The following is a 23,347-nucleotide window of genomic DNA, read 5'->3' on the forward strand; positions in this document are numbered from 1 at the left end:
CGCGTCCCGCCGTGGCTCGACTGTCCGCATCTTCCCGACACGTTGCCTGTTGCCGGCCCACCGATAACCGTGCGCCGACAAGAACGGCTCGCCAGGCTTAGACGAGCCGTTCGTCACCGCTATGCTCAGCGCGCCGCGTCGGCCAACGCTTCGACCGTGATGCGCAGCGTGACCTCGTCGCTGACGTCGGGCGCGTACGCCTGGACGCCGAAATCGCTGCGCTTGAGGACCGTGGCCGCGTCGAAACCGATTGCCGGCCGCTGCGCCATCGGATGCACGCCGGCCTTGTTCTGCCTGGCTTCCAGCACGATGGCTTTCTCGTGGTCCTTGATGCGCAGCTTGCCGTGGATCAGCAGCCGTCCGTTGCCCTTGTCCTCGACGGAGGTGCTTTCGAAGCCGATGGCGGGATATTTGCCGGCGGCGAAGAATTCGGGGCCGCGCAGCATCTCGTCCAGCTTCGGCACATGCGAGGTGAAGCTCGCCAGCGGCACGTCCAGCTTGACCGACGAGGCGGAAACGTTGGCCGCGTCGTAGCGGATCACCCCCTGGATGTCGCCAGCGTGCGCCGAAGGCTTCGAGAAGCCCAGGTGGTTCCAGGTCACCACCACCTGCGCGTGTTCGGGGTCGATGCGGTAGTCCACGCCGGCGGCATGGACGGGGATGGCGCCGCCGGCCAGCGCGGCCGCGAGCAGGAGTCGATTCAGATGGGTTTTCATGGGGTTCCTGTTTGACGGGCTACATCGCTTTCGATCAACAATGATTCCCGGTAGGTATTGATTTGGTTATCAGTGTCCTATGGATAGAATTATCTCCCCTTCTCTAAAAGCTATCCGTATCATTCCCACGGAAACCATTGTGCGCGTTCCAGTCCGTTCCTGCCTTCTCCGGTTCCTGTCGTTGTTCCTGTTCGTTTGGTGTCTGTCAGGCCCGCCGGCCGCCAGCGCCGCCCTGCCCGGCCCCCTGGGCGCCCTGACCGGTTCCGGTTCCAGCCAGCCCGCCGACGACGCGCAGTTGAACCGCTCGCTCGACCAGGTCATCCAGATGCTGGAGAACGACAAGGAACGCACCGACCTCCTGAGCCGGCTCAAGCAACTGCGCGACGCGACCAAGGACGACAAGGAGGCGCCGCAAGGCGGCATTCTTGCCCTCATCCGCGATACCGCCGAAGGCCTGGAAAAACGCCTGGATGGGCCGGATGGCCCCGTGGCGCGCTGGGCGGCGCTGTACGCGCGGGCGCACGCGGAACTCACGGCGGGCCTGCCCGCCTGGCGCCAATGGCCGACGCTGTTCGGCGACTTCCTGATCGTCCTGGCCATCTGGGCCGCGCTGGCGCTGGGCATGCGCTGGGCCTGGCGCCGTTTCGACCGGCGCCGGGCGCCCGCCGCGACGCCGTCGCGCCGCTGGCAGCCGCGGGACTTGCTGTGGCTGGCGGCCCGGCAGTTGGCGCCCTGGGCGATCGCCTTCGTGATCATGCTCTACCTATCCGTCGTGGGGCCGGATTCCGTCGGCCAGATCGGGGCGCTGGTGCTGGCCTACGTGCTGCTGGTCGGGGCGCTGTTCTCGTCGCTGTGCCTGATCGCCCTGAGCCTGCTGGACGGCCCGCACCGCGCGCGGGCACTGGACATCCTGTACCAGCGCGCGATGGTGCCGCTCTGGCTGATCGGCAGCCTGGCCGCGCTGGGCGATTCGCTGCATGATCCCCAGGTGATGGCCGTGTTCGGCCCCGGCGTGGCGCAGTTCGCCGGCCTGCTGGCCAATGTGGCCGCGGCCTTGTTCAGCGCGCTGTTCGTGCTGCGGTTCCGGCGTCCCGTCACTCACCTGATCCGCAATCAGCCGCGCGACCGCCGGGTGGAGCGGCGCGGCGTGCAGGAACTGTTGCGGCTGATCGGGCCGCTGTGGTTCGTGCCGTTCCTGATCCTGGTGGCCATTTCGCTGTTCGCCACCCTGGCCACCGCCGACGACAGCAGCCAGGCCATGCGCCGCGCCTTGCTGTGCGCGCTGGTCGCGATCATCGGCATGGCCGTCAGCGGCCTGATCCGCCGTTCCTACCTGCGGGGCGGCCGCGAAGTCGGCCGGCGCGCGGCCTACCTGGGGCAAATGCGCAGTTTCGGCTACACGCTGCTGCAGATCGTCAACTTGCTGGTGTTCCTGGAAATCGGCCTGCGCGTGGTGGGCCTGTCGCTGGCCGGCTTCATGGAAGGCAGCGGCTCGGCGATCGGCCCGCGGGTGGCCAGTTTCGTTGGCACCATGCTGGCGGCCTGGCTGGTCTGGATCCTGGTGGACACAGCGTTGCAGCACAGCCTGGGCACCAGCGGCAGGAACCGCGCCAACGTGCGCGCGCTGACCATGCTGCCCTTGATCCGCAACGTGCTGTTCGCGACCATCGCCGTGATCGCGCTGATCGTGGCGCTCGCCAACATGGGCATGAACGTCACGCCGCTGCTGGCCGGCGCCGGCGTCATCGGCCTGGCCATCGGCTTTGGCGCGCAATCGCTGGTGACCGACCTGATCACGGGACTGTTCATCATCATCGAGAATTCCCTGTCCATCGACGACTATGTCGACGTCGGCAACCACCTGGGCACGGTCGAAGGCCTGACCATCCGCACGGTGCGCCTGCGCGACCTGGACGGCGTGGTGCACACGATTCCGTTCAGCCAGATCAAGACCATCAAGAACTACTCGCGCGAATTTGGCTACGCCATGTTCCGCTGGCCGGTGCCGGCCAGCATGCCGATCGACGACGCCGTCGCGCTGGTGCGCGAGGTGGCGCTGGACCTGCGCACCGATCCGGCGGTCTATCCCTTCCTGTGGTCGGCCATCGAACTCCAGGGGGTCGAGAGCTTCGACAGCGGCCAGGCCATCCTGCGTTTCCGCTTCAAGACCGCGCCGATCCGGCAATGGGAGGTCCAGCGCGCCTTCAACCTGCGACTGCGGCGGCGCCTGGACCAGGCCGGGCTGGAGCCGTCCATGCCTCGCATGAACGTGCAGTTGTCGCGGGCGCGTCCGGCCAGGGGCGCGGACCGTGGCCCGGCGGCGGAACGGGAAACCTGAGGTTCGTCCCTTTGCGGCCCCGTGCCGCCCTGCCCGGCCGCGTCATGGCTTTCGGGCCACGAACCGCCGGCACCATTGCTTGATGGCGCCCCAGTATTCCTTGCCCAGGACGGCGACGGCCAGGATGAAGAGTATTTCTCCGCCCACGACCAGGATCGAGATCGTGGCCGCCTTGTGCGGGATCTCCAGGAACGGCAGCACCGGCACCGCGATCCAGTACAGCAGCACCAGTGCCAGGAGGAATAGGCCGATCTTCTTTCTTGCGTTCAATCTTGCTTTGGGCATGTCCACACCAGGTTGTCATTGGTTTGCGCGAGCTTCACCGGATATCAGCGTGAAGATCGTTTCGATGGCGCTGGGGCGGCAAGGCCTGATGGCCGCCTCGTTGCCGCGAGGCGTCGATACGGCCATGGAGGCCGCGCCCAGCCACCAGGCGGCCAGGAGCCTGGCGCATTCGCGGCCGCCCAGCCCCTCGCGCAATTCGCCCGCCGCCGCGGCCCGCTGCATCAGGCCGCGCAGCCGGCGCAAGCCGCGCGCGGCGGCGACGCGCATGTCGCGCCGGATGCCGGCGTAGTCGTCGGCATAGTCATAGGCCCAGGCCAGGATGCCGAAGGCATTGCGCGCGTGTGGCTCGCTTTGCAGCGCGTGCATCCAGCGATGCGCGCACTGGCGCAACGCGGGGATAACCGGCCCGCTGGTCCGGGCGATCCGGGCCAGGTCGCGCGTCAGCGGCAACTGGCCGCGCGCCAGGACCGCCCGCAACAGCTCGGCCTTGCCGCGGAAATGATAGGTGGCGGCGCCGCGCGACCAGCCCGCGCGGGCGGCGATCGATTCCACCGAGGCATGCGCCCCGCCCTGAAGGCGAAAGCAGCGTTCGGCGGAATCCAGCACCGCCTCGCGCGTCAGGCGGGCGTCGTGGTGCTTGCGTCTTGCCATGCGCGTTCCCCTTTTCCCGGCCCGGTCACTGCCCGGCGTCCGCGTCGCCACGCCAGCCGCCGCCCAGGGCGCGGAACAGCGTGGCCAGCGCCACCTGGCGTTGGGTGCGCACCTCGATGAGCGCGATCTGGTTGACGAAATCGCTGCGCTGCGCGTCCAGGTAGCGCAGGTAGCTGTCGACGCCGCCGCGGTAGCGCGCCTCGGACAGGCGCAGCGCCGCCTGGCTGCTGTCGGCCTGCGCCTGTTGCGCCGCTTCCTGCCGCCGCAGGGTGTCGGTCGCCGCCAGGCCGTCCATGACCTCGCGGAACGCGGTCTGGATGGATTGCTCGTACTCGGCCACGGCCATGTCCTTGCGCAGCTTTGCCAGGTCCAGGTTGGCCTGGTTGCGGCCGCCGTCGAACAGCGGCAGCGTCAGCTGCGGTGCGAAGGACCAGGCGCGCTGGCCGCCCTTGAACAGGTCGGACAGGTCGGCGCTGGCGCTGCCGAACATGCCGGTCAGGGAGATGCGCGGGAAGAACGCCGCGCGCGCGGCGCCTATGTCGGCGTTGCGCGCCCGCAGGCGATGCTCCGCGGCCAGGATGTCCGGGCGCAGCGCCAGCAGTTCGGAGGGAACGCCCGCCGCCAGCTGCTGCACCAGCAACGGCGCGGCGGCGTCGTCATGCGGCGCCAGATAGGGGCTCAGGTCGCTGATGCCGGCCAGCAGCGTCAGCGCGTTGGTCGACTGCCGGTACTCGCGTTCCATGCGCGCCAGGTCGGCCCGCGCCTGGTCGGCCAGGCCTTTGGCCTGTTCGTAGTCCAGCGCGCTGCCAATACCCTCGGCGCGGCGCCGGCCGATCAGCTGCAGCGAGGCTTCGCGCGACGCCAGCGTGCGCTCGGTGTGCAGCCCACGCTGCCGCGCGCTTTCACGGGTGAGATAGGCCTCGATCACTTCCGCGATCAGGCTGATGCGGGCGCCGCGGGCGCCGGCTTCGGTGGCCAGGTACTCTTCCAGTGCGGCCTCAGACAGGCTGCGCACTCGGCCGAACAGGTCCAGTTCGAAGGCGTTCACGCCCAGGCCGGCGCGCCATTCGCTCTGCACTCCCGCGCTGCCGGCGGGATTCAGGTCCGCGGGGTTGTGCTGGCGCGAGCCGGAGGCCTGCGCGCCGATGCCGGGCAGCCGCTCGGCGCGTTGCACGCGATACATGGCGCGCGCCGCCTCGACATTGAGCAGCGCGCGGCGCAGATCGCGGTTGTTGGCCAGCGCGGTCTCGACCAGGCCGCGCAGCGACGGATCGGTCACGAAATCGCGCCAGTCCAGCACTGACGCGGCCGAGCCCGGCGCGGACGCAGCGCCCGCCTGGCCTTCGGCGTCCCAGTGCTGCGCCACGGGCGACGCCGGGCGCTGGTAGGTCGGCGCCAGCGCGCAACCCGACAGCAGCGCCAGGACGACGGCCGCCGCGGCCAGCGGCTTGAGCCGCGCAAGGACACGGTTCAGGGTACGGTTCATGGCTTTCACTTTTCACCTTCTTGGATGGGCGCCAGCGGGCGCGACGCGGCTTGCGTCTTGCGGCGCTCGAGCAGGGAGAGGGTCCACACGAAGAACACGGGCACGAACAGCACGCCCAGGATGGTGGCGCTGAGCATGCCGCCCAGCACGCCGGTGCCGATGGCGCGCTGGCTGGTGGCGCCGGCGCCGGTGGCGATGACCAGCGGCACGACGCCCAGGATGAAGGCGACCGACGTCATCACGATGGGACGGAAGCGCAGCCGCGCGGCTTCGATCGCGGCTTCGCGCAGCGTCCGGCCCTGCGCATGCAGGTCCTTGGCGAACTCGATGATCAGGATGGCGTTCTTGGCGGCCAGGCCGATGATGGTCACCAGCCCCACCTTGAAGTACACGTCGTTCGGCATGCCGGCCACGATCACCGCCGCCACCGCGCCCAGCGCCCCGACCGGCACGATCAACAGCACCGACGCCGGGATCTTCCAGCTTTCGTACAGCGCGACCAGCACCAGGAACACCACCAGCAGCGCCAGGGCCAGCAGCATGGGCGCCTGCGAGCCGGCGGCTTTTTCCTGGTAGGACAGGCCGGTCCACTCGAACCCGATGCCATGCGGCAGCTGGCCCACCAGGCGCTCGATTTCCTTCATCGCCTGGCCGGTGCTGCTGCCGTAGGCCGCGTCGCCGTTCAGCTTGATGCTGGGATAGCCGTTGTAGCGGATCAACTGGACCGGCCCGTGCTTCCAGCCGATCTCGCTGAAGGATTCCAGCGGCACCAGGTCGCCCGAGCGGTTCATGACGTTCAACCTGGCCACCGATTCCGGCGTTGCGCGGCTTTCGGGCTCGGCTTGCACGATGACCCGCTGCATGCGGCCATGGTTGGGGAACTCATTGACCAGCGCCGACCCGAACGCGGTCGACAGCGCCGAATTGATGGCGTCGAACGGCACGCCCAGGGCCTCGGCCTTGTCGCGATCGATGCGCACGTCCAGTTCCGGCGCGTCGGACAGGCCCTCGACCATGATGTACGAGAAGGTCTGTGGCGCCTCGTACACCTTCCTGATCAGGGTTTCGGTGGCGGCCAGCAACGCCTCGCGGCCCAGCCCGGCGCGATCCTGCAGGCGCAGCGAGAAACCGGTGGCATTGCCCATGCCTTCAACTGGCGGCGGCACCGCCGAGAACAGCACGCCATCGGGCACGCCGGCCAGCGCCTGGTTGGCCCGGTCCGCCTCGGCCATGGCCGATTCGCTGCCGGCGCGCCGGGCCCAGTCCTTGAACATCACGAAGCCCAGGCCGGCATTCTGGCCCTGGCCGGAAAAGCTGAAGCCCTGCAAAGCCAGCACGTCGGCCACCGCGGGCCGCGTGCCGAGGTATTGCTCCAGCTGCCGGGTGGTTTCCAGTGTGCGGGACAAGGTGGCGCCCGGCGGCAGCTGCACGTCGGTATTCATGTAGCCCTGGTCTTCGGTCGGCAGGAAGGCCGACGGCAGGACGGTGTAGGCATAGCCCAGTGCGCCGACCAGCACGGCATACACCAGCATCACGCGGCCGGTGCGCGCCAGCAGGCGTGCCGTGGTGGCCGTATAGCGCTCGGTCATGCGCGCGAACACCCGGTTGAACCAGCCGAAGAAGCCCTTCTTTTCGTGATGGCCCTGCGCCACCGGCTTGAGCAGCAGGACGCTGAGCGCCGGCGTCAGCGTCAAGGCCAGGAAGCCCGAGAACAGGATGGACACGGCCAGCGAGACCGAGAACTGGCGGTAGATCACGCCGACCGAGCCGGTCATGAACGCCAGCGGCAGGAACACGGCCGCCAGCACCAGCGTGATGCCGACGATGGCGCCGCTGATCTGGCCCATGGCCTTGACCGTGGCGTCCCTGGGCGACAGGCCCTCCTCGGCCATCAGGCGCTCGACGTTCTCGACCACCACGATGGCGTCGTCCACCAGGATCCCGATCGCCAGCACCATGCCGAACATGGTCATCATGTTGACCGAAAAGCCCAGCGGCAGCATCACCGCCAGCGTGCCCAGCAGGCAGATCGGCACGACGATGGTCGGGATCAGCGTGTAGCGGAAATTCTGCAGGAACAGCAGCATCACCAGGAACACCAGCACGACGGCCTCGGCCAGCGTCATCACCACTTTCTTGATCGCCACGTCGACGAAGACCGAGGTGTCGAAGGGCACGCTGTAGGAAATATCGCTGGGGAAATTGCCCGACAGTTCCGCCAGGCGCGCCTTGATGCCCTTGGCGGTCTCCAGCGCGTTGGCGCCGGGCGCCAGCTGCACGCCCATGGCGGCGGCCGGCTGGCCGTTCAGCCGGCTGCCCATGCGATAGTCCTGGCGTCCCATTTCGAGACGGGCAACGTCACCCAGGCGCACGGTGGAACCATCGGCGTTGGCGCGCAGCACGATGCCGGCGAATTCCTCGATGGTGCTGAACTGCCCCCGCACATTGATGGTGGCGGTGATCTCCTGCGAAGACGGGCTCGGCTGGTCGCCGGTGGCGCCGCCCGATACCTGCACGTTCTGGGCCGCGATCGCGCGGTTCACATCATCGACCGACAGGCCGTAGCCCACCAGTTTGGCCGGATCGATCCAGATGCGCAGCGCGCGCTCGGCCGCGAACATCTGCACCCGGCCCACGCCCGGCACGCGCCGGATTTCGTTGTTGATGTTGCGGGCCGCGTAGTCGGCCAGGCCGACCTGGTCCTTGCCCTCTTCTTTGTAGGTCAGCGCATAGATCAGCAGGAAGCTGGAACTGGCCTGTTCCAGTTGCAACCCTTCCTTCATGACCGACTGCGGCAGCCGCGATTCGACCCGCTTGATGCGGTTCTGCACGTCGACCTGGGCCAGGTCGGGATCGGTGCCGGGCTCGAAGGTGACGGTGATTTCCGCGACGCCGGAACCATTGCTCTGCGATTCGTAATAAAGCAGGCCCTTGGCGCCGTTGAGTTCTTCCTCGATCAGGCTGGTGACACTGTCGTTGATGGTGCCGGCGGACGCGCCCGGGTAGACCGCGCGCACGATGACCTGCGGCGGCGCGACGCTGGGGTACTGCGCCACCGGCAAGGATGAAATGGCGAGCAGGCCCGCCAGGGCGATGAAGATCGCGATGACCAACGCGAAGTTGGGTCGCTGGATGAAGAAATTCGGCATGATGTGATCCGTCTGGGCGCAAGCCCGCCGCCGCGCGGGCGGGAATGGCGTGGCTCGGCCTGTGCGCCTCAGCGCGAGGGGGGTTGCGCGGGGGCTTGCGCGTCCGGCTGCTTGACGTGGAGCGGCGTGCCGGGCGCGATCTTGGCGGCGCCGTCAACGACGACCTGGTCGCCCGCCGCGAGGCCTTGCGTGACCTGCCATTGCGCGCCCTGCATCGCGCCGGTCTGCACGGCACGCTCCTGAGCCCTGCCCTGCGCCGACACCACCAGCACCCTGGCCTGCCCGTCCGGCCCGCGCATCACGGCGCGCTGCGGCACGAAGATGGCCTGCCGGTCCACGCCCTGCTCGGCGCTGACGCGCACATACATGCCCGGCAGCAGCAGGCCGTCGGGATTGGGGAATTCGGCGCGCAGCAGCACCTGGCCGGTGCCCGGGTCCACCGACACATCCGAGAACAGCAGCCTGCCGCGCGCGGTGTAGCCGGTGCCGTCGACGCGGAGGCCGACCGCCGGCTCGAGCGCGCCGCCGGCGCGCACATGGCCGGCCTCGGCCGCTTCGCGCAGCTTGAGCACCGCGTTGATGGGCTGGCGGAAATCGGCATAGACCGGATCGATCTGCTGGATCAGCGCCATGGGCGTCGACTCGCCCTGCCCCACCAGGCTGCCTTCGGTCACCAGGCCCCGGCCGATGCGACCGGAGATCGGCGCGCGCACGCTGGCATAGCCCAGGTCGAGCTGCGCGGTCTTGACTTCGGCCTGCGCCGACACCCGGTTGGCTTTCGCGGTCTGCAACGCCGCCGCGGCGTCATCGTATTCCTGGCGGCTGACGGCCTCGATCCTGACCAGCGGCGCGTAGCGGTCCACCAGCGCCTGGGCCTGCCTGACCTGGGCCTCGGCCCGTGCCAGCGCGCCCTGGGCGCGGGCCAGGGCGGCCTCGAACGGCGCCGGCTCGATCGTGAACAGCAGATCGCCCTCCTTGACGGTCGCGCCTTCTTCGAAATGGCGCTTGCGCACGATGCCCGCCACCCGGGCGCGGACTTCGGCCACGCGCACGGGCGAAATCCGCCCCGGCAGGTCGGCCATGATGGCCTGCGCGCGCGGCGCCACCACCAGCGGCGCAACTTCGACGGTCTGTTCCTGCGGGGCTTGCGGCTCCTGCCCGCCGCACCCCGCCAGGAGGGCAAGCAGGCATAAGGCCGCGCCGCTGGTTGTGAATTGGCTCATGTGGGTCCCTTTGACATCCAGATGCCGCCTCAGGTCTGAGGCGATCAAGGACCGAATGATATATATAGGGATTAATTGAGTCAATATAGATTCATGTTAAGTTTTGTAGATTCAACCTGCCGTAGTAGACTTCGATCCACGCTTTCCCACCCTTGGCTGAATTCAAGAAGACTCATATGGTTCGGCCACAAAGGAGCCCCCATGTCTGACGGTCTGGACGACAAGCTGGCCCGCGCCCTGGCCTTGTCGGTCGCGCAACAGCCCCGCGCCAATCTGCAACAACTGGCGCGCAGCGCCGGCATCAGCAAGGCCACGCTGTATCGCATCGCCCCCACGCGCGACGCCGTGATCGACCTGTTGCTCGAACGCGCCACCCAGTATCTGCAGGATGCGCTGGTGCGGGCCGAGCTGGAGACGCCCCCTTATGCCGCCGCCTTGCAGCGGCTGACCGAGGCGGTGGTGCAGGGGCGCGAGTTCTACATGTTCTGGAACCACGCCCAGTGGGTACGCGTGATCGACTCCCGCACCGTGGACCTGAGCGTGCCCATCCCCTCTTTCTATGGGCAGGCGCTGGAGAATTTCTTCCTGAATGGCCAGAAGGCCGGCGTGTTCCGCATCGACGTGCCGTCGCTGTGGCTGGTCAGGGCCTACGACTTCCTGCTGTACGCGGCGATCGACGCCGCGCAGCGCGGCGAGATCGCGCCGTTGGGCATGACCTCGATGGTGCAGAAGCTGTTCCTGGAAGGCGCGAGCGACGCCCGCGCCTGATCCGCGCGCCCGGTGCGCGCCTTGGCCGGCGCCATATGGGCGCCGGCCCTTTCCATGCCGGGCTCGCGCTGTCAGGCCATCGAGGCCAGCGTATCCTTCAACGCCGCCAGGCCCTCGCGGTAAATGCCTTCGAACAGGGCCGCGGCGTCTTCATCGCTGACACCGGCCGGAGTGAAGCTGCCCGACCATTCCACCCGCGCGGCGTGGCCGTCGTCGATGCCGACCACGCGCAGCGTGGAGCGGTAGCCAGTGACGGGAAAAGGCGCCCGCAGGATGGAATAGGTGTAGCTGCGCGCGTCGTTGTCGAAGGCTTCCAGCCGCTCGACGATGGCGTCGCCGTCGGGATTGAGCAGGCTGCGCACGCGGCCGCCCTCGCTCAGTTCGCTGCTGGGGATGTAAGGCAGCCAGTCGGGCAGCGAATCGAAGCCGCCGATCAGTTGCCAGACGCGGTCCGGCGTCGCCGGCAGGGTGATGCTTGCAGAGGCTTGTGCCATGTCGGTCTCCTGGCTCAGATGCGGTCGATGGGCAGCGGCGCGCTGGCGGCCACCAAACCCTGTTCGCGCAGTTCGCGCCAGAAATCGGCGGGAATGGTTTCCGCCAGGGCGGCGGCGTCCTCGGCGATGCGCTGCGGCCGGCTGGCCCCCGGGATCACCGCCGCCACGGCGGGGTTGGCCAGCGAGAATTGCAGCGCCGCCGCCTTGATGCCGACGGCGTGCCGCTGCGCCACCGCCTTGATGCGTTCGACCTTGGCGATGATGTGGGCCGGCGCCTCCTGGTATTCGAAGTGCGAGCCGCCGGCCAGGATGCCGGAGCTGTACGGGCCGCCCACCACGATGTCGGTGCCGCGCTCGGCGGCCTTGGGCATCAGGCGCTGCAAGGCGCGTTCATGGTCCAGCAGCGTGTAGCGGCCGGCCAGCAGGAAACCGTCGGGTTGCGCCTCGGCCAGGTCCAGCGTCAGTTCGATCGGCTCGACCCGGTTCACGCCCAGGCCCCAGGCCTTGATCACGCCTTCGTCGCGCAGGCGGCTCAGGACGCGGAACGCGCCCTTGCGGGCCACCTCGAAATACGACAACCATTCGTCGCCATGGAAATCCTGGGCGATGTCGTGGACCCAGACGATGTCCAGGCGGTCGGTCTTCAGCCGCTTCAGGCTGTCCTCGATCGACCGCAAGGTGGCGTCGGCGGAATAGTCGTCGATCATCTTGTTGGGGCGGCCGGCCGCGAACAGGCCGCTTTTTTCGCCCAGGGCGCGAGCGCCGGCGTCCTCGACTTCATCCAGGATGACGCGGCCGACCTTGGTGCTGAGCACGTAGTCGTCGCGCTTGCGCCGGGCCAGCGCGTCTCCCAGCCGGATCTCGGCCAGGCCGGCGCCGTAAAACGGTGCCGTATCGTAGTAGCGCACGCCCTGCTCCCAGGCGGCATCCACCGTTGCCTGCGCCTGCTCTTCGGGGATGTCACGGAACATATTGCCCAGCGGGGCCGTGCCGAAGCCGATGACGCCACCGGCCAGCTTGTCTTTGATGCTCATGTTTGCTCCTGCAAATCAGTTGAAGTGGAGCCAGTCTAGGGTTGCCAGTTGAGTCTGTCCAAGACATAATTTGCGCAATTTGAGTCAATTTCGGTCTTAATTATGGATCTGCGCCAACTCCGCTATTTCGTTGCCGTCGCTGAAGACGAACACGTCGGGCGCGCCGCCGAGCGGCTGCATATTTCCCAATCCCCCCTCAGCCGGCAGATCGCGCAGCTGGAGGAAAAGCTTGGCCTGGTGCTGTTCGAGCGTTCCCAGCAGCGCATCCGCCTCACCCGTGACGGACGCACCTTCCTGGCCGAGGCGCGCGCCTTCCTGACGCACGCCAGCCGGCTCGAATCGCTGGCGCGGCGGCTGGGCCGCGGCGACGAAGGCGGGCTGTGCATCGGCTACCTGGAATACGCGATGCATTCCGGGGTGCTGCCAGACGCCTTGCGCGAGCTGCGCGACGGCCGCCCGGCGGTACATATCGCGCTCTACAACCAGCAATCGGACGTCCAGCTGGAAGGCCTGCGCCAGCGCAGCCTGGATATCGCGCTGGTGTGCGAGCCGCCGCCACCCGACGACCCGGACCTGGAGTCGGCCCAGGTGCTCAACGACCCGATGCTGCTGGCGCTGCCCGCCGGCCATCCGCTGGCCACGGCCGACGCCATCAGCCCGCAGGACCTGGCCGAACTGAAATGGATCGGCGTGATGCACAAGGAAAGCGCGTTGCGGCACGACACCTTCATCGCCGCCTGCGCCAAGGCCGGCTTCACGCCCGCCATCTCGCTGGAGGCGACCGAGCCGCTGGCGGCGCTGGGCCTGGTGGCGGCGGGACTGGGGGTGACGACGATCCAGCGCAGCCTGCGCCATCAGGCGCCGGCCGGCGTGGTATTGCGCGAATTGTCGTGGTTTGCGTACCGCACGCCGCTATGGGCGGCGTGGCACAAGGTCAACCTGCGGCCGCTGGTCGAGATCTTCCGCAAGACCCTGGTGGCGGGCAGCGATGCGGCGCGGCAGACAGCCGCGATGGAAGCGGCCTGAGCCCGCTGGCAGGGCGCGCGGGGCGCGCCGCCACGCCGAAGCTGGTCAATAGTCGTCGCTGGCGCCGCGACGGTTGCCGCCGGTGATGTCGTCGCGGCCCAGCAAGTGCAGCGCCACGGCCTCGGCGACCTTCATGCCGTCGATGGCGGCCGACATGATGCCGCCCGCGTAGCCTGCGCCCTCGCCCGCCGGAAACAGGCCCAGCGTGTTCATGCTCTGGAAATCGTCGCGGCGCGTGATGCGCAGCGGTGACGAGGTGCGCGTCTCGACGCCGGTGAGGACGGCATCGTGCATGGAAAAACCCTTGATCTGCCGCTCGAACGCGGGCAAGGCTTCGCGGATGGCGGCGATGACGTAGTCCGGCAGGCTGGCCGACAGGTCGGTCAATTTGACGCCGGGCTTGTACGACGGCGTCACGCTGCCCAGCGCGGTCGACGGCCGGCCGGCAAGGAAGTCGCCCACCAGCTGCGCCGGCGCGCTGTAGTCGCCGCCGCCCAGCTCGTAGGCGCGCGCCTCCCAATGGCGCTGGAAGTCGATGCCCGCCAGCGGCGAGTTTTCGATGCCCGGGAAGTCCTTGGGTTCGATGCCCACCACGATGCCCGCGTTGGCGTTGCGCTCGTTGCGCGAATACTGGCTCATGCCGTTGGTCACGACCCCGCCGGGTTCCGACGCGGCGGCCACCACCGTGCCGCCCGGGCACATGCAGAAGCTGTAGACCGCGCGGCCGTTGCCGGCGTGGTGCACCAGCTTGTAGTCGGCCGCGCCCAGCACCGGGTGGCCGGCGCTCGGGCCGAAGCGGGCCCGGTCGATCACGGACTGCGGATGCTCGATGCGAAAGCCCAGCGAGAACGGCTTGGGTTCGATGAACACGCCGCGCTTGTGCAGCATGCGGAAGGTGTCGCGCGCGCTGTGGCCCACGGCCAGCACCACGTGGCTGGCGGCGATGAACTCCCCGCCCGCCAGGCGCACGCCGCGCACCCGGCCGTCTTCGATCTCGATGTCGTCGACACGGCTTTCGAAACGGAACTCGCCGCCCAGCGTCGCGATCTGCGCGCGCATCTGCTCGATCATCTTGACCAGGCGGAAGGTGCCGATGTGCGGCTTGCTGACGTACAGGATTTCCGGCGGCGCATCGGCGGCGACGAACTCCTGCAGCACCTTGCGGCCGTAGTGCTTGGGATCCTTGACCTGGGTCGACAGCTTGCCGTCCGAGAACGTGCCCGCCCCGCCCTCGCCGAATTGCACGTTCGACTCGGGCTGCAGCGTGTTCTTGCGCCACAGCCCCCAGGTGTCCTTGGTGCGCTCGCGCACCACCCGGCCGCGTTCCAGGATGATGGGCCGGAACCCCATCTGGGCCAGGATCAGCGCCGCGAACAGGCCGCAGGGACCGAAGCCGATCACGACCGGGCGACTGCCCTCGGGCAGATCGGCCGGCGCCAGGCCGACGTACTGGTATTCCATGGGCGGCGTCGGCATTACCGTGCGCAGACCGGCGACGCGCTTGAGCACGGCGGCCTCGTCGGCCACCTCGACGTCCACGGAATAGGTCAGCGTGATCGCGCTGCGCTTGCGCGCGTCGTAGCTGCGCCGGAAGATGGTCAGCGCGCGCAGGGCATCGGGGGCGATTCCCAGGCGGCTACAGGCCGCGGCGCGCAGGGTGTCGTCGATATCCGCTTGGGAGGTCGACAGGGGCAGGATGATTTCGGTCAGGCGCAACATGAGGCAGCGGAACCGTGTCAGGGTTCAAGGGCTCGTAAAGCGCGTATTAAAACACGCCGGAGGCCCTTGGCCCTGCCCCTTCCCGGTCCCTACCAGCGATGCTGATAAGTCAGCGTCAGCACCGTGCCTGGCGCCGGCAGGCGGCTGGTGTTGGTGTCGCTGCGCATCAGCTGGCTATAGAGCGGGTAGTAGTCGCGGTTGAACAGGTTCTCGACCCCGACCACCAGCGTGTCCTTGGGAGTGAACTGATAGCGGCTCATCAGGTCCACCGTGAAATATCCGCTCACGTCGCGGCGGCCGAATCCCTGGACGCCATCCAGCCGGTAGTCCCGCGCGCCGAAGTAGTTGGCCTGGATGCGGTTGTTCCAGCGCTCGTTCGGCCTGTATTGCAGATAGGCAGTGAGCTTTATCGGCGGGATGCGGTAGCCGTTCAAGTCGCGCCAGGCGCCGCCAGCCGGACGCTCGCGTCCCTTCATCCAGGTGAAGGTGCCGCCGGTGCCCCATTTCTCGTCGTCGGTCAGGTAGTCCACCGTCGCCTCGATGCCGTGGATGCGCTCTTCGGTGCGCGTCAGGATCAGGCCATTGTTGAAGCTCTGCACGTCGCCCAGCTTTGAGGTGGTGTAGAACAGCGCCAGCGACGCCGTCGTGTTGCCCACGCCGCCGCGCCAGCCAAGCTCATAGTTGTTGGTCTTGACTGGTTCCAGGTCCGACGAGCCGATGTCGAAGCCCGGCCGCGCATTGCGCATCTGCACGCCGATGTCCGGTAGTTGGAAGCCCTGGCTGAAGTTTGCGTACAACTCCTGGCCCCGGATCGGGGCGTAGGTCAGGCCGGCATTGAACAGGAAGGCATCGTAGCTGACGGAGCCGCCGCGCACCCATGCTGGCGACGCCAATCTTGACTGCGACAACGGCACAAAATCGTCGAACCGGGCCGTGGCGTACTCGTAGCGCGCTCCGCCCTGCACTGACCATCGCTCGTTGAAGCGATGCTCAGTCTGGCCAAAGATTCCGGTGCTGCGCGTGGTCAGCTCGGGCATGTAGGTCAGGCGGCCGGTCTTGCGGAATACCCTGCCCCCGCTGGCATCATAGGCAGCCGCGTCGAACACGTCGATCGGCATGTCGCTGCGTTCCTGGTTGTAGTCCATGCCCCACAGCAGCTTCGATTGCGCGCCCAGCGGCGTATCGACGGTCAGGCGGCTGCCGAACACCTTGCTGTTCTGCATGACCTGGTCGATGTTGTTGCCGCGAGTCACCACCGCGCGCGCATCGAACGGCGTAAAGCGGGTGTAGTAATCGCGGTAGTACATCTGCGCAGTGACCTTGCTGCCCAGCAGGTCCAGATGCTGGTATTCCAGGTTCACCAGGGTATTGCGGATCTGGTTCTGGTCTGCGAGGTCCAGGCCGCTCATCGGCAGCGCGCGCGCCGCGCCGGGAGGCAGCCTGCCCACCGACGGATCGGAGGTGTAATCGGAACTCTGGTTGGCGTTGTAGTAGCTGGCCGACAATTGCAGGCGCTGCTTGTCGTCCAACCGCAGGCCCAGCTTGCCGCCCAGGCTGTAGATATTGGAGTCGAACAGATCGCCCTGTGCTGGTTCGGGCGCGATACGGCGGCCGCGGGCGTCATAGGACGCGCCATTGTGGCGCGCGCCCAGGTCCAGCGCGTAGTCGAGCATGCCCTGGCTGCCGGCGAAGTACTGCTGCAACTGGCCGCCGAGCCCGTCCGAATTCAGCCGGCTCAGCGGGCTGACGGCGGTCAAGGTGGTTTCGGCCACCGGTTCGCCGCCGGCGGGCCGGGTGGTGATCGAGACGATGCCGCCGGTGGCTCCGGCGCCATAGATCGAGCTGCTGCCGCGCAGCACCTCGACGCGCTCGATCATGGCTGGATCGATGTTGGCCAGATTGCGCGAGGAATCGCGGTTGGTGTTCAACGGAATGCCATCGACCAGCACCAGCACGCCGCGTCCGCGCAGCGTCTGGCCGTAGTTAGTCATGGTGCGGCTGGAATCGGCCATGCCCGGCACCGTCTTGGCCAGCACCGTGGCCAGGCTGTCCGAACCGGTCCGCAATTCCTGCAAGGCATCGCGTTCCAGCACGATGGTCTGCTGCACCGGGCTGACCAGGTTGCTGGACGTGCGCGATGCGCTGACCTCGATCGGCGCCATCACGGTGGCGCCGCCGCTGGCCGCCTCGGGTTCGATGATGGTGGCCGACCCCTCCTGCCGCAGCCGCAGCGGCTTGCCCTGCAGCAGCGCCGCCAGCGCCTGTTGCGGCGTCATCGCCCCGGACAGCGCCGGCGCCTGCATGCCGGCCACGGTTTGCGGCGCGTAGAAGATCTGCAGGCCATGCGTCTCGGCCAGGCGCTTGAGGGCCTGGTCCAGCGATTGCGCCGGCATGTCGATGGCGACCGGCGCCGTCGCCTGCGCGTGGGCGGCCCCCGCGCCGCATGCCAGCAATACCGCGATCGCGGCCATCGTCAGGCGCGCACCCACCGGCGCGCCTTGTCCTGTTTTCTTGTGAACCACAGCTTCTGCTCCTGCTCCGTGCTCGACGGGCCCCATGCCCCACGGAATCAAGAAGAAGACGCAATACGGCTGAAAAACCTGAATGCGTCGCCGAACTATTTTGTAACAGCGTCAGCGCGCCACGATTTCGCTGCGGCCGTCGGGCAGCTGGCGCACCCGCACCGGCAGGATGTGCGGCAAGGCGGTCAGGAAGGCGTCGGTGTCGCGGGTCTGGAACACGCTGGTCACGGTCAGGTGCTCCACCCCCGGCGCCAGCACGATCGGATGCTGCCGATAGCGCGACACTTCCCGCGCCGCGCTGGCCAGGTCGGTATCGCTGAAGCGGATCTGGCCGCCGCGCCAGGCCAGCGTCGCGGCCAGGTCGGCGGGCGCGGGCCGGTCGGCCTGGCCCGCCGCGTCGATGCGGATGCCCTGGCCCGGCCCCACGGGCACGGCCGCGGCATCGCGCGCGCCGGCCACCTTGACCGAGCCGGACTCCACCAGCACCCGTACCTGTTCGGCGTCACGGCGCACGTCGAAGCGCGTGCCGGTCACCACCGCGGTGCCCAGGCCGGCGTCCACCACGAAGGGGCGGCCGGTGTTCTTTTCGACCGAGAACAGCGCCTCCCCCGCCACCAGCTCGACGCGCCGCTCGGCCTCGCCGAAGCGCACGCGGATGTGGCTGCGGCTGTTCAATTCGGCGCGCGAGCCGTCCGGCAGCGCCACGCTGCGCAGTTCGCCAACCTGTGTCCGGTATTCGGTCCAGCCCGCGCCGCGCGGCCACAGCGCCCAGCCGCCCACGGCGATGATCGCGGCGCCCAGGCTCAAGGCCAGCGCGGCTCGCCGTCCGGAACGGGCCGTCCGGCGCGGCGCTTCGGCCAGGGCGCGCAGGCGTTCTGGCGCGACGGCGCCGGCCGCCTGCCAGATCGATTCCAGCAGGCGGTATTCGTAGGCATGGCGCGGATCGGCGGCCAGCCAGTCGGCGCGCGCCTGTTCCCGCGCCGCGTCCCATTCGCCGGAATGGGCGCGCGCGAACCAACGCGCCGCTTCGGCGCGGATGGCGTCGCGGCCGGCGTCGTGACCGGCGTTTGCGGGCGATGCGGCGTCAGCTGGGCGCATACGCCCCCAGCCGTTCGCGCAGATGCAGGGCGGTACGGATCATGTATTTCTCGACCATGTTCTTGCTCAATCCCATGCGCTCGGCGATCTCGGCCTGCGTCAGGCCTTCCAGCCGCTGCCAGACGAACACCTGGCGGCACTTGAGCGGCAATTCCGCCAGCGCCGCTTCCAGCGCCTGGCCCAGCTGGCCGGTGCGCGCCTGGGCCATCGGGTCGCCCAGCGGACTGGTGTGGTGGGCAATGGTATCAAGCGGCACCCATTCCTGCCCGGCATCGCGGCGGAATTGGTCCACGGCCATGTTGCGCGCGGCCTGGTGCAGGTAGGCGCGCGGTTGCGCCACCTGCGCCGGATCGGTTTCCAGGCACTTCACCAGCGCGTCGTGGGCCAGGTCGCGCGCGGCGTCACGGCAGCCCAGCTTGCGGGTCCAGACCGCGAGCAGTTCTTCGTAATAGGCCAGAAAGCCGGATGGACGGGACGGACGCAAGGACATGGCGCGCAATCAACAGAGGCATGCATGATAATGGTTTCCATTTTCATAAACAAACCCCCGCGCTCCGACCGCGTCCGCCGCCCTGCCCTCAATGCAGGATGCGCTCCAGGAACGCCCGCGTGCGCTCGTGCCTCGGGTTGTCGAAGAAATCGCCCGGCTCGCCCATCTCGATGATGCGGCCGCCGTCCATGAACACCACCCGGTCGGCGACGTTGCGGGCAAAACCCATCTCGTGGGTCACGCACAGCATGGTCATGCCGTCCTCGGCCAGGGAGGTCATGGTGTCCAACACCTCCTTGACCATCTCGGGGTCCAGCGCCGAGGTCGGCTCGTCGAACAGCATGATGCGCGGCTGCATGCAGAGCGAACGGGCGATGGCCACGCGCTGCTGCTGCCCGCCCGACAGCTGGCCGGGATACTTGCCGGCCTGGTCGGGAATGCGCACCCGCTCCAGGTAGCGCATGGCCAGATCCACCGCCTGGGCGCGCGCCATGCGCCGCACCTGGGTCGGCGCCAGGATGCAGTTTTCCAGCACCGTCAGGTGCGGGAACAGGTTGAAGTGCTGGAACACCATGCCGGCATCGGTGCGCACGCCGTCCACGGCGCGCAGGTCGTCGGTCAGCTCGACGCCGTTGACCACGATGGAGCCCTGCTGATGGCGTTCGAGCCGGTTGATGCAGCGGATCATGGTGGACTTGCCGGAACCGGACGGCCCGCAGATCACCAGGCGCTCGCCTGCCCGGACCTGCAGGTTGACGTCCTGCAGCACATGGAATTCGCCATACCACTTGTGCATGCCGGCGATGGCGATGGCGGGCGGCGTGGCGGCGGAAGGCGTGGTCATCGGAGTTCCCCTTTTTTATAGCGATGCTCCAGCCACATCGAATAGCGCGACAGGCCGAAGCAGATGCAGAAATAGATCGATGCAATGAAGAGATAGGTCTCGACGTAGGGCGTGGGCCAGGCCGGATCGGTCAGCGCCGCGCGCCCCGAGCTGAGCAGGTCGAACAGGCCCACGATCAGCACCAGGCTGGTGTTCTTGATCATCACGATGGCGGTATTGGTGAGCGGCGCGATCACCTTGCGCAGGGCCTGCGGCAGCACCACCAGCCGCGTCATCTGCCACCACGACAGCCCCAGCGCGCGCGAGGCCTCGACCTGCCCGGGCGGGATCGCCTGCAGGCCGCCGCGGATCACCTCGGCCAGATACGCGGCCGAGAACACCGTCAGCGCGATGCCGGCGCGCAGCAGGCTGTCGATGGTCATGCCGGCCGGCAGCATGATGGGCAGCACGATAGACGCCATGAACAGCAGGCTGACCAGCGGCAGGCCCCGGATCAGCTCGATCACGCCGATGCTGATGAAGCGCGCCGTCGGCAGGCTGCCGCGGCGTCCCAGCGCCAGCAGCACGCCCAGCGGCAGTCCGGCGCCCAACGCGCATACCGCCAGCAGCAGCGTGATCGGCAGGCCGCCCCACGACGAGGTCGGCACCCGCGCCAGGCCGAACATGCCGCCCTGCATCAGCGCCAGGCCCGCCAGCAGCCCCGCGATCCAGATGACCGCCGTGCGCGCGCGCCATTGGCGCGGGCTGAGCGAGAACACCGTCATCGCCAGGATGAACAGGCAGACCACGGTGGGCCGCCATTGCTCGCCGGGCGGATAGATGCCGAACAGGATCTGGCGCATTTTTTCGCCCAGGAAGGCCCAGCAGGCGCCGCTGGCCTGACGGCAGACATCGCCCGTGGCGCCTGGCCAGACGGCATCGAGCACCGCCCAGTTCAGCAATTTGCCGGCAGCGGCCAGCACCAGCGCCAGCGTGGCCACCGTGGCGAGCGCGCTGGCGGCGCTGCCGAACAGGCGGTGCCAGGCGCTGTCGCGGCGCTCGCGCGGCGGCCGCAGGGCCTGCGGCGGCAGGGAGGAAGGATGGGACAGGCTCATGCGCGTTGCGTCCTCAGGATGCGGCGGTTGTACAGGTTCATAAACAGCGACACGCTCAGGCTGATGCTCAGGTACACCGCCATCAGCACCGCCACGCCCTCGATGGCCTGGCCGGTCTGGTTGATGGTGGTGGTGATGACGAAGGACAGGTCCGGGTAGCCCACCGCCAGCGCCAGCGTGGTGTTCTTGATGATGGACAGGTACTGGCTGGTCATCGGCGGGATGATCACGCGCAGCGCCTGCGGCACCACGATCCAGCGCAGCGCGGCGCCGGGTTTCAGGCCCAGCGAATGGGCCGCTTCCCATTGCCCGGCGGGCACCGCGTCGATGCCGCCGCGGATGATCTCGCCGGAAAACGCGGCCGAGTAGATCGTCAGCCCCACCAGCAAGGCGGTGAACTCCGGCGTGAAGGCGCTGCCGCCGGCGAAGTTCAGGCCGCGTAGCGCCGGCACGTCGGCGTGCAGCGAGGCGCCGCCCCACCCCGCCGCGGCCGCCACCAGCGCGACCGCCGCGAGCAGGCCCAGGCCGCGCCACGGCACGCGTCCGCCCACGGACCGTCGCGCCAGGCGCCACGCGCCCCACAGCAGCAGCGCCGCCGCGCCCAGCGCCCACCACAGCGGCTGCGTGTCGCCCTGCAGCGACAGGCTGGGAAAGAACAGCCCGCGCAGCGACAGGAACACGCCCGGCAGCGGTTGCAGCGCCTGCCGCGCCGGCGGCAGGTTGATCGTCACCAGGCTGTACCAGAACAGCAGTTGCACCACCAGCGGCGTGTTGCGCACGGCTTCCAGGTAGACCGTGGCCACGCCCGTCACCAGCGGATGGCGGCTGCGGCGCGCCAGCGCCAGGCCGAAGCCCAGCAGCGTCGAGGCCGCGATCACCAGCGCCGAGATGTACAGCGTGTTGGCCAGCCCCACCAGGAAGGCGCGGCCGTAGCTGTCGGTCGGCTGGTACGCCAGCAGGCTTTCGGCGATGGGAAAACGGGCCGCCTCGCCAAGGTAGTCGAACCCCATGGCGATGCCGCGCTGGGTCAGGTTGGCGTGGGCGTTCCAGGCCAGCCAGCCCACGCCGCCGACGAAGGCGCCGGCGATCAGCAGCTGCGCCAGGACGGACCGGGCGCGGCCGTCGAACCAGAGTCGCTTGAACATGATGAGACTCGGCCGCCGATCAGTTGAAGACGTACGGGTACATCAGGCCGCCGTCGCGATACAGGCGGTTCATGCCGCGCTCGAGCTTCATCGGGCTGTTCTTGCCGACGTTGCGCTCGAAGATCTCGCCGTAGTTGCCCAGCTGCTTGACGATGTTGTAGGCCCAGCGCTCATCCAGCCCCAGCGCCTTGCCGTTGCCGGGCTCCTTGCCCAGGAAGCGGGCGATGCGCGGATCGTCGGACTTGAGCATGTCGTCGACGTTGGCCTGGGTGATGCCCATGTCCTCGGCGGCGATCGGCACCTGGATGACCCATTTGACGATGTCGAACCAGCGGTCGTCGCCATGGCGCACCGACGGCGTCAGCGCCTCGCTGTGGCCGCTGGCCGGGAAGATCACGTAGTCGTCCGGGTTCTGCGCCTGGGTCGCGCGCACCGCCGCCAGCGCCGAGGCGTCGGTGATCAGGCCGTCGCAGCGCCCGGAGAAGAACGCCTGGCGCGAGGCCGCGACGTTGTCGAACAGCACGGTCTTCAGGCCCAGCTTGAACTTGCGCGACAGGTCGGCCACCGTGACCTCGTTGGTCGAGCCGGTCTGCACGCAGATGGTGGCGCCGTTCATGTCCTTGGTCTGGGTGATGCCCAGGTCCTTGCGCACCATGAAGGCGTCGTACTCGTAGTAATTCGGGTAGGTGAAGTTGATGCCGTTGGCATCGCGCCGCAGGGTCCACGAGGTGGTGCGCGGCAGGACGTCGATCTGGCCGGTCTGCAAGGCGGTCAGGCGTTGCTGGCCCGTCAGCGGCACGAAGCGCGTCTTGCTGGCGTCGCCCAGCACCGCGATCGCGATGGCGCGGCAGGTGTCGACGTCCAGGCCCTTCCAGTTGCCGTCCTTGTCGGGCGCCGAGAAGCCGGTGGTGCCATGGCCGGAACCGCAGATGACGTAGCCGCGGGCGCGGATCTGGTCCACCGTGGGACTGTTGGTCTGCGTGACCGCGGCCGCCACCGGCGAGGCGCCGGTCGCGGGCGCCGTGGGTTGCGCCGCGGGTTGGGCGGCGGCCTGGGCCTGTGCCGGGAGCGGCACGGCGGCCGGGGCGCAGGCCGCGATGGCCAGGGCGAGACAACGGTAAGTCTGCTTGAAGCTGAACATGGCAATTCCCCTTGCGATGTGGTGAGCGCCTCGAGGCGCTTCGAGCCGGTCGGCCATGCGTGGCCGGCCGGTGTTGAACAGGTGCGCCGGAAGGCTCCGGCCGCGCGGGCGAGCGACGGCGCCC

Annotated in this window: 19 protein-coding genes; 3 read left to right on the top strand and 16 right to left on the bottom strand. The window is 68.5% G+C overall.

What is annotated here, in order from left to right; all coding sequences use genetic code 11:
- Positions 1-125: 125 nt before the first annotated feature.
- Positions 126-716: a YceI family protein gene (locus ACVN9Z_RS21495; protein WP_054507520.1), complete on the bottom strand. Its 591-nt coding sequence runs from the start codon at positions 714-716 to the stop codon at positions 126-128.
- Between the two features lie 181 nt (positions 717-897).
- On the opposite strand from ACVN9Z_RS21495, the gene ACVN9Z_RS21500 reads away from it, so the two are divergent.
- Complete coding sequence (locus ACVN9Z_RS21500) at positions 898-3,054, top strand: mechanosensitive ion channel domain-containing protein (protein WP_233639521.1); 2,157 nt, start codon at positions 898-900, stop codon at positions 3,052-3,054.
- Positions 3,055-3,096: 42 nt separating this feature from the next.
- Here ACVN9Z_RS21500 and ACVN9Z_RS21505 read toward each other — a convergent pair whose 3' ends face one another.
- The 5 genes from ACVN9Z_RS21505 to ACVN9Z_RS21525 all read right to left on the bottom strand — a co-directional run bounded on the left by ACVN9Z_RS21505 (position 3,097) and on the right by ACVN9Z_RS21525 (position 9,848).
- The gene (locus tag ACVN9Z_RS21505) at positions 3,097-3,339 is read right to left on the bottom strand and encodes a transporter suffix domain-containing protein (RefSeq protein ID WP_054505994.1); all 243 of its coding nucleotides are present in this window, start codon (positions 3,337-3,339) and stop codon (positions 3,097-3,099) included.
- 15 nt (positions 3,340-3,354) lie between these two features.
- The gene (locus tag ACVN9Z_RS21510; protein WP_458212595.1) at positions 3,355-3,990 is read right to left on the bottom strand and encodes a TetR family transcriptional regulator; all 636 of its coding nucleotides are present in this window, start codon (positions 3,988-3,990) and stop codon (positions 3,355-3,357) included.
- Positions 3,991-4,015: 25 nt separating this feature from the next.
- On the bottom strand, positions 4,016-5,476 hold the full coding sequence (locus tag ACVN9Z_RS21515; RefSeq protein WP_458212596.1) for an efflux transporter outer membrane subunit: 1,461 nt from the start codon (positions 5,474-5,476) through the stop codon (positions 4,016-4,018).
- 5 nt (positions 5,477-5,481) lie between these two features.
- Entirely contained in the window at positions 5,482-8,625 is a 3,144-nt protein-coding gene (locus tag ACVN9Z_RS21520; protein WP_238874338.1) for a multidrug efflux RND transporter permease subunit, read from the bottom strand.
- A gap of 68 nt (positions 8,626-8,693) precedes the next feature.
- Positions 8,694-9,848 carry an efflux RND transporter periplasmic adaptor subunit gene (locus ACVN9Z_RS21525; protein ID WP_054514023.1) on the bottom strand — a complete coding sequence of 385 codons (1,155 nt, stop codon included), beginning with the start codon at positions 9,846-9,848 and terminating at the stop codon, positions 8,694-8,696.
- A 201-nt stretch (positions 9,849-10,049) separates the two neighbouring features.
- On the opposite strand from ACVN9Z_RS21525, the gene ACVN9Z_RS21530 reads away from it, so the two are divergent.
- Complete coding sequence (locus ACVN9Z_RS21530; protein ID WP_053498852.1) at positions 10,050-10,616, top strand: TetR/AcrR family transcriptional regulator; 567 nt, start codon at positions 10,050-10,052, stop codon at positions 10,614-10,616.
- Positions 10,617-10,687: 71 nt separating this feature from the next.
- Here ACVN9Z_RS21530 and ACVN9Z_RS21535 read toward each other — a convergent pair whose 3' ends face one another.
- On the bottom strand, positions 10,688-11,110 hold the full coding sequence (locus ACVN9Z_RS21535; RefSeq protein WP_054507515.1) for an SRPBCC family protein: 423 nt from the start codon (positions 11,108-11,110) through the stop codon (positions 10,688-10,690).
- Positions 11,111-11,124: 14 nt separating this feature from the next.
- Complete coding sequence (locus ACVN9Z_RS21540) at positions 11,125-12,144, bottom strand: aldo/keto reductase (protein WP_238925936.1); 1,020 nt, start codon at positions 12,142-12,144, stop codon at positions 11,125-11,127.
- A 99-nt stretch (positions 12,145-12,243) separates the two neighbouring features.
- Between ACVN9Z_RS21540 and ACVN9Z_RS21545 the strand changes: the two genes are divergently transcribed.
- Positions 12,244-13,170, top strand: a complete 927-nt coding sequence (locus tag ACVN9Z_RS21545; protein WP_049054372.1) for a LysR substrate-binding domain-containing protein — start codon at positions 12,244-12,246, stop codon at positions 13,168-13,170.
- A gap of 45 nt (positions 13,171-13,215) precedes the next feature.
- On the opposite strand, the gene ACVN9Z_RS21550 is transcribed toward ACVN9Z_RS21545, so the two are convergent.
- The 8 genes from ACVN9Z_RS21550 to ACVN9Z_RS21585 form a co-directional block, all read right to left on the bottom strand.
- On the bottom strand, positions 13,216-14,889 hold the full coding sequence (locus tag ACVN9Z_RS21550; RefSeq protein WP_458212597.1) for an NAD(P)/FAD-dependent oxidoreductase: 1,674 nt from the start codon (positions 14,887-14,889) through the stop codon (positions 13,216-13,218).
- 89 nt (positions 14,890-14,978) lie between these two features.
- Positions 14,979-17,360 carry a TonB-dependent siderophore receptor gene (locus ACVN9Z_RS21555; protein WP_458213521.1) on the bottom strand — a complete coding sequence of 794 codons (2,382 nt, stop codon included), beginning with the start codon at positions 17,358-17,360 and terminating at the stop codon, positions 14,979-14,981.
- Positions 17,361-17,522: 162 nt separating this feature from the next.
- Positions 17,523-18,509 (bottom strand): FecR family protein, encoded by a 987-nt coding sequence (locus ACVN9Z_RS21560; RefSeq protein WP_054499014.1) that lies wholly within the window; start codon positions 18,507-18,509, stop codon positions 17,523-17,525.
- Positions 18,496-18,999, bottom strand: a complete 504-nt coding sequence (locus tag ACVN9Z_RS21565; RefSeq protein WP_054499013.1) for a sigma-70 family RNA polymerase sigma factor — start codon at positions 18,997-18,999, stop codon at positions 18,496-18,498. The genes ACVN9Z_RS21560 and ACVN9Z_RS21565 overlap by 14 nt, the downstream gene beginning before the upstream one ends.
- Before the next feature lie 88 nt (positions 19,000-19,087).
- Positions 19,088-19,843: an amino acid ABC transporter ATP-binding protein gene (locus ACVN9Z_RS21570; protein ID WP_054497043.1), complete on the bottom strand. Its 756-nt coding sequence runs from the start codon at positions 19,841-19,843 to the stop codon at positions 19,088-19,090.
- Positions 19,840-20,937: an amino acid ABC transporter permease gene (locus ACVN9Z_RS21575; RefSeq protein WP_458212598.1), complete on the bottom strand. Its 1,098-nt coding sequence runs from the start codon at positions 20,935-20,937 to the stop codon at positions 19,840-19,842. The genes ACVN9Z_RS21570 and ACVN9Z_RS21575 overlap by 4 nt, the downstream gene beginning before the upstream one ends.
- A complete protein-coding gene (locus tag ACVN9Z_RS21580) occupies positions 20,934-22,082 on the bottom strand; it encodes an amino acid ABC transporter permease (RefSeq protein ID WP_458212599.1) in 1,149 nt (382 codons plus the stop codon). The genes ACVN9Z_RS21575 and ACVN9Z_RS21580 overlap by 4 nt, the downstream gene beginning before the upstream one ends.
- 19 nt (positions 22,083-22,101) lie before the next feature.
- Positions 22,102-23,223 (bottom strand): amino acid ABC transporter substrate-binding protein, encoded by a 1,122-nt coding sequence (locus ACVN9Z_RS21585; protein WP_020927727.1) that lies wholly within the window; start codon positions 23,221-23,223, stop codon positions 22,102-22,104.
- Between the last annotated feature and the right edge of the window lie 124 nt (positions 23,224-23,347).

It is taken from the genome of Achromobacter sp. KK8 (assembly GCF_054188005.1).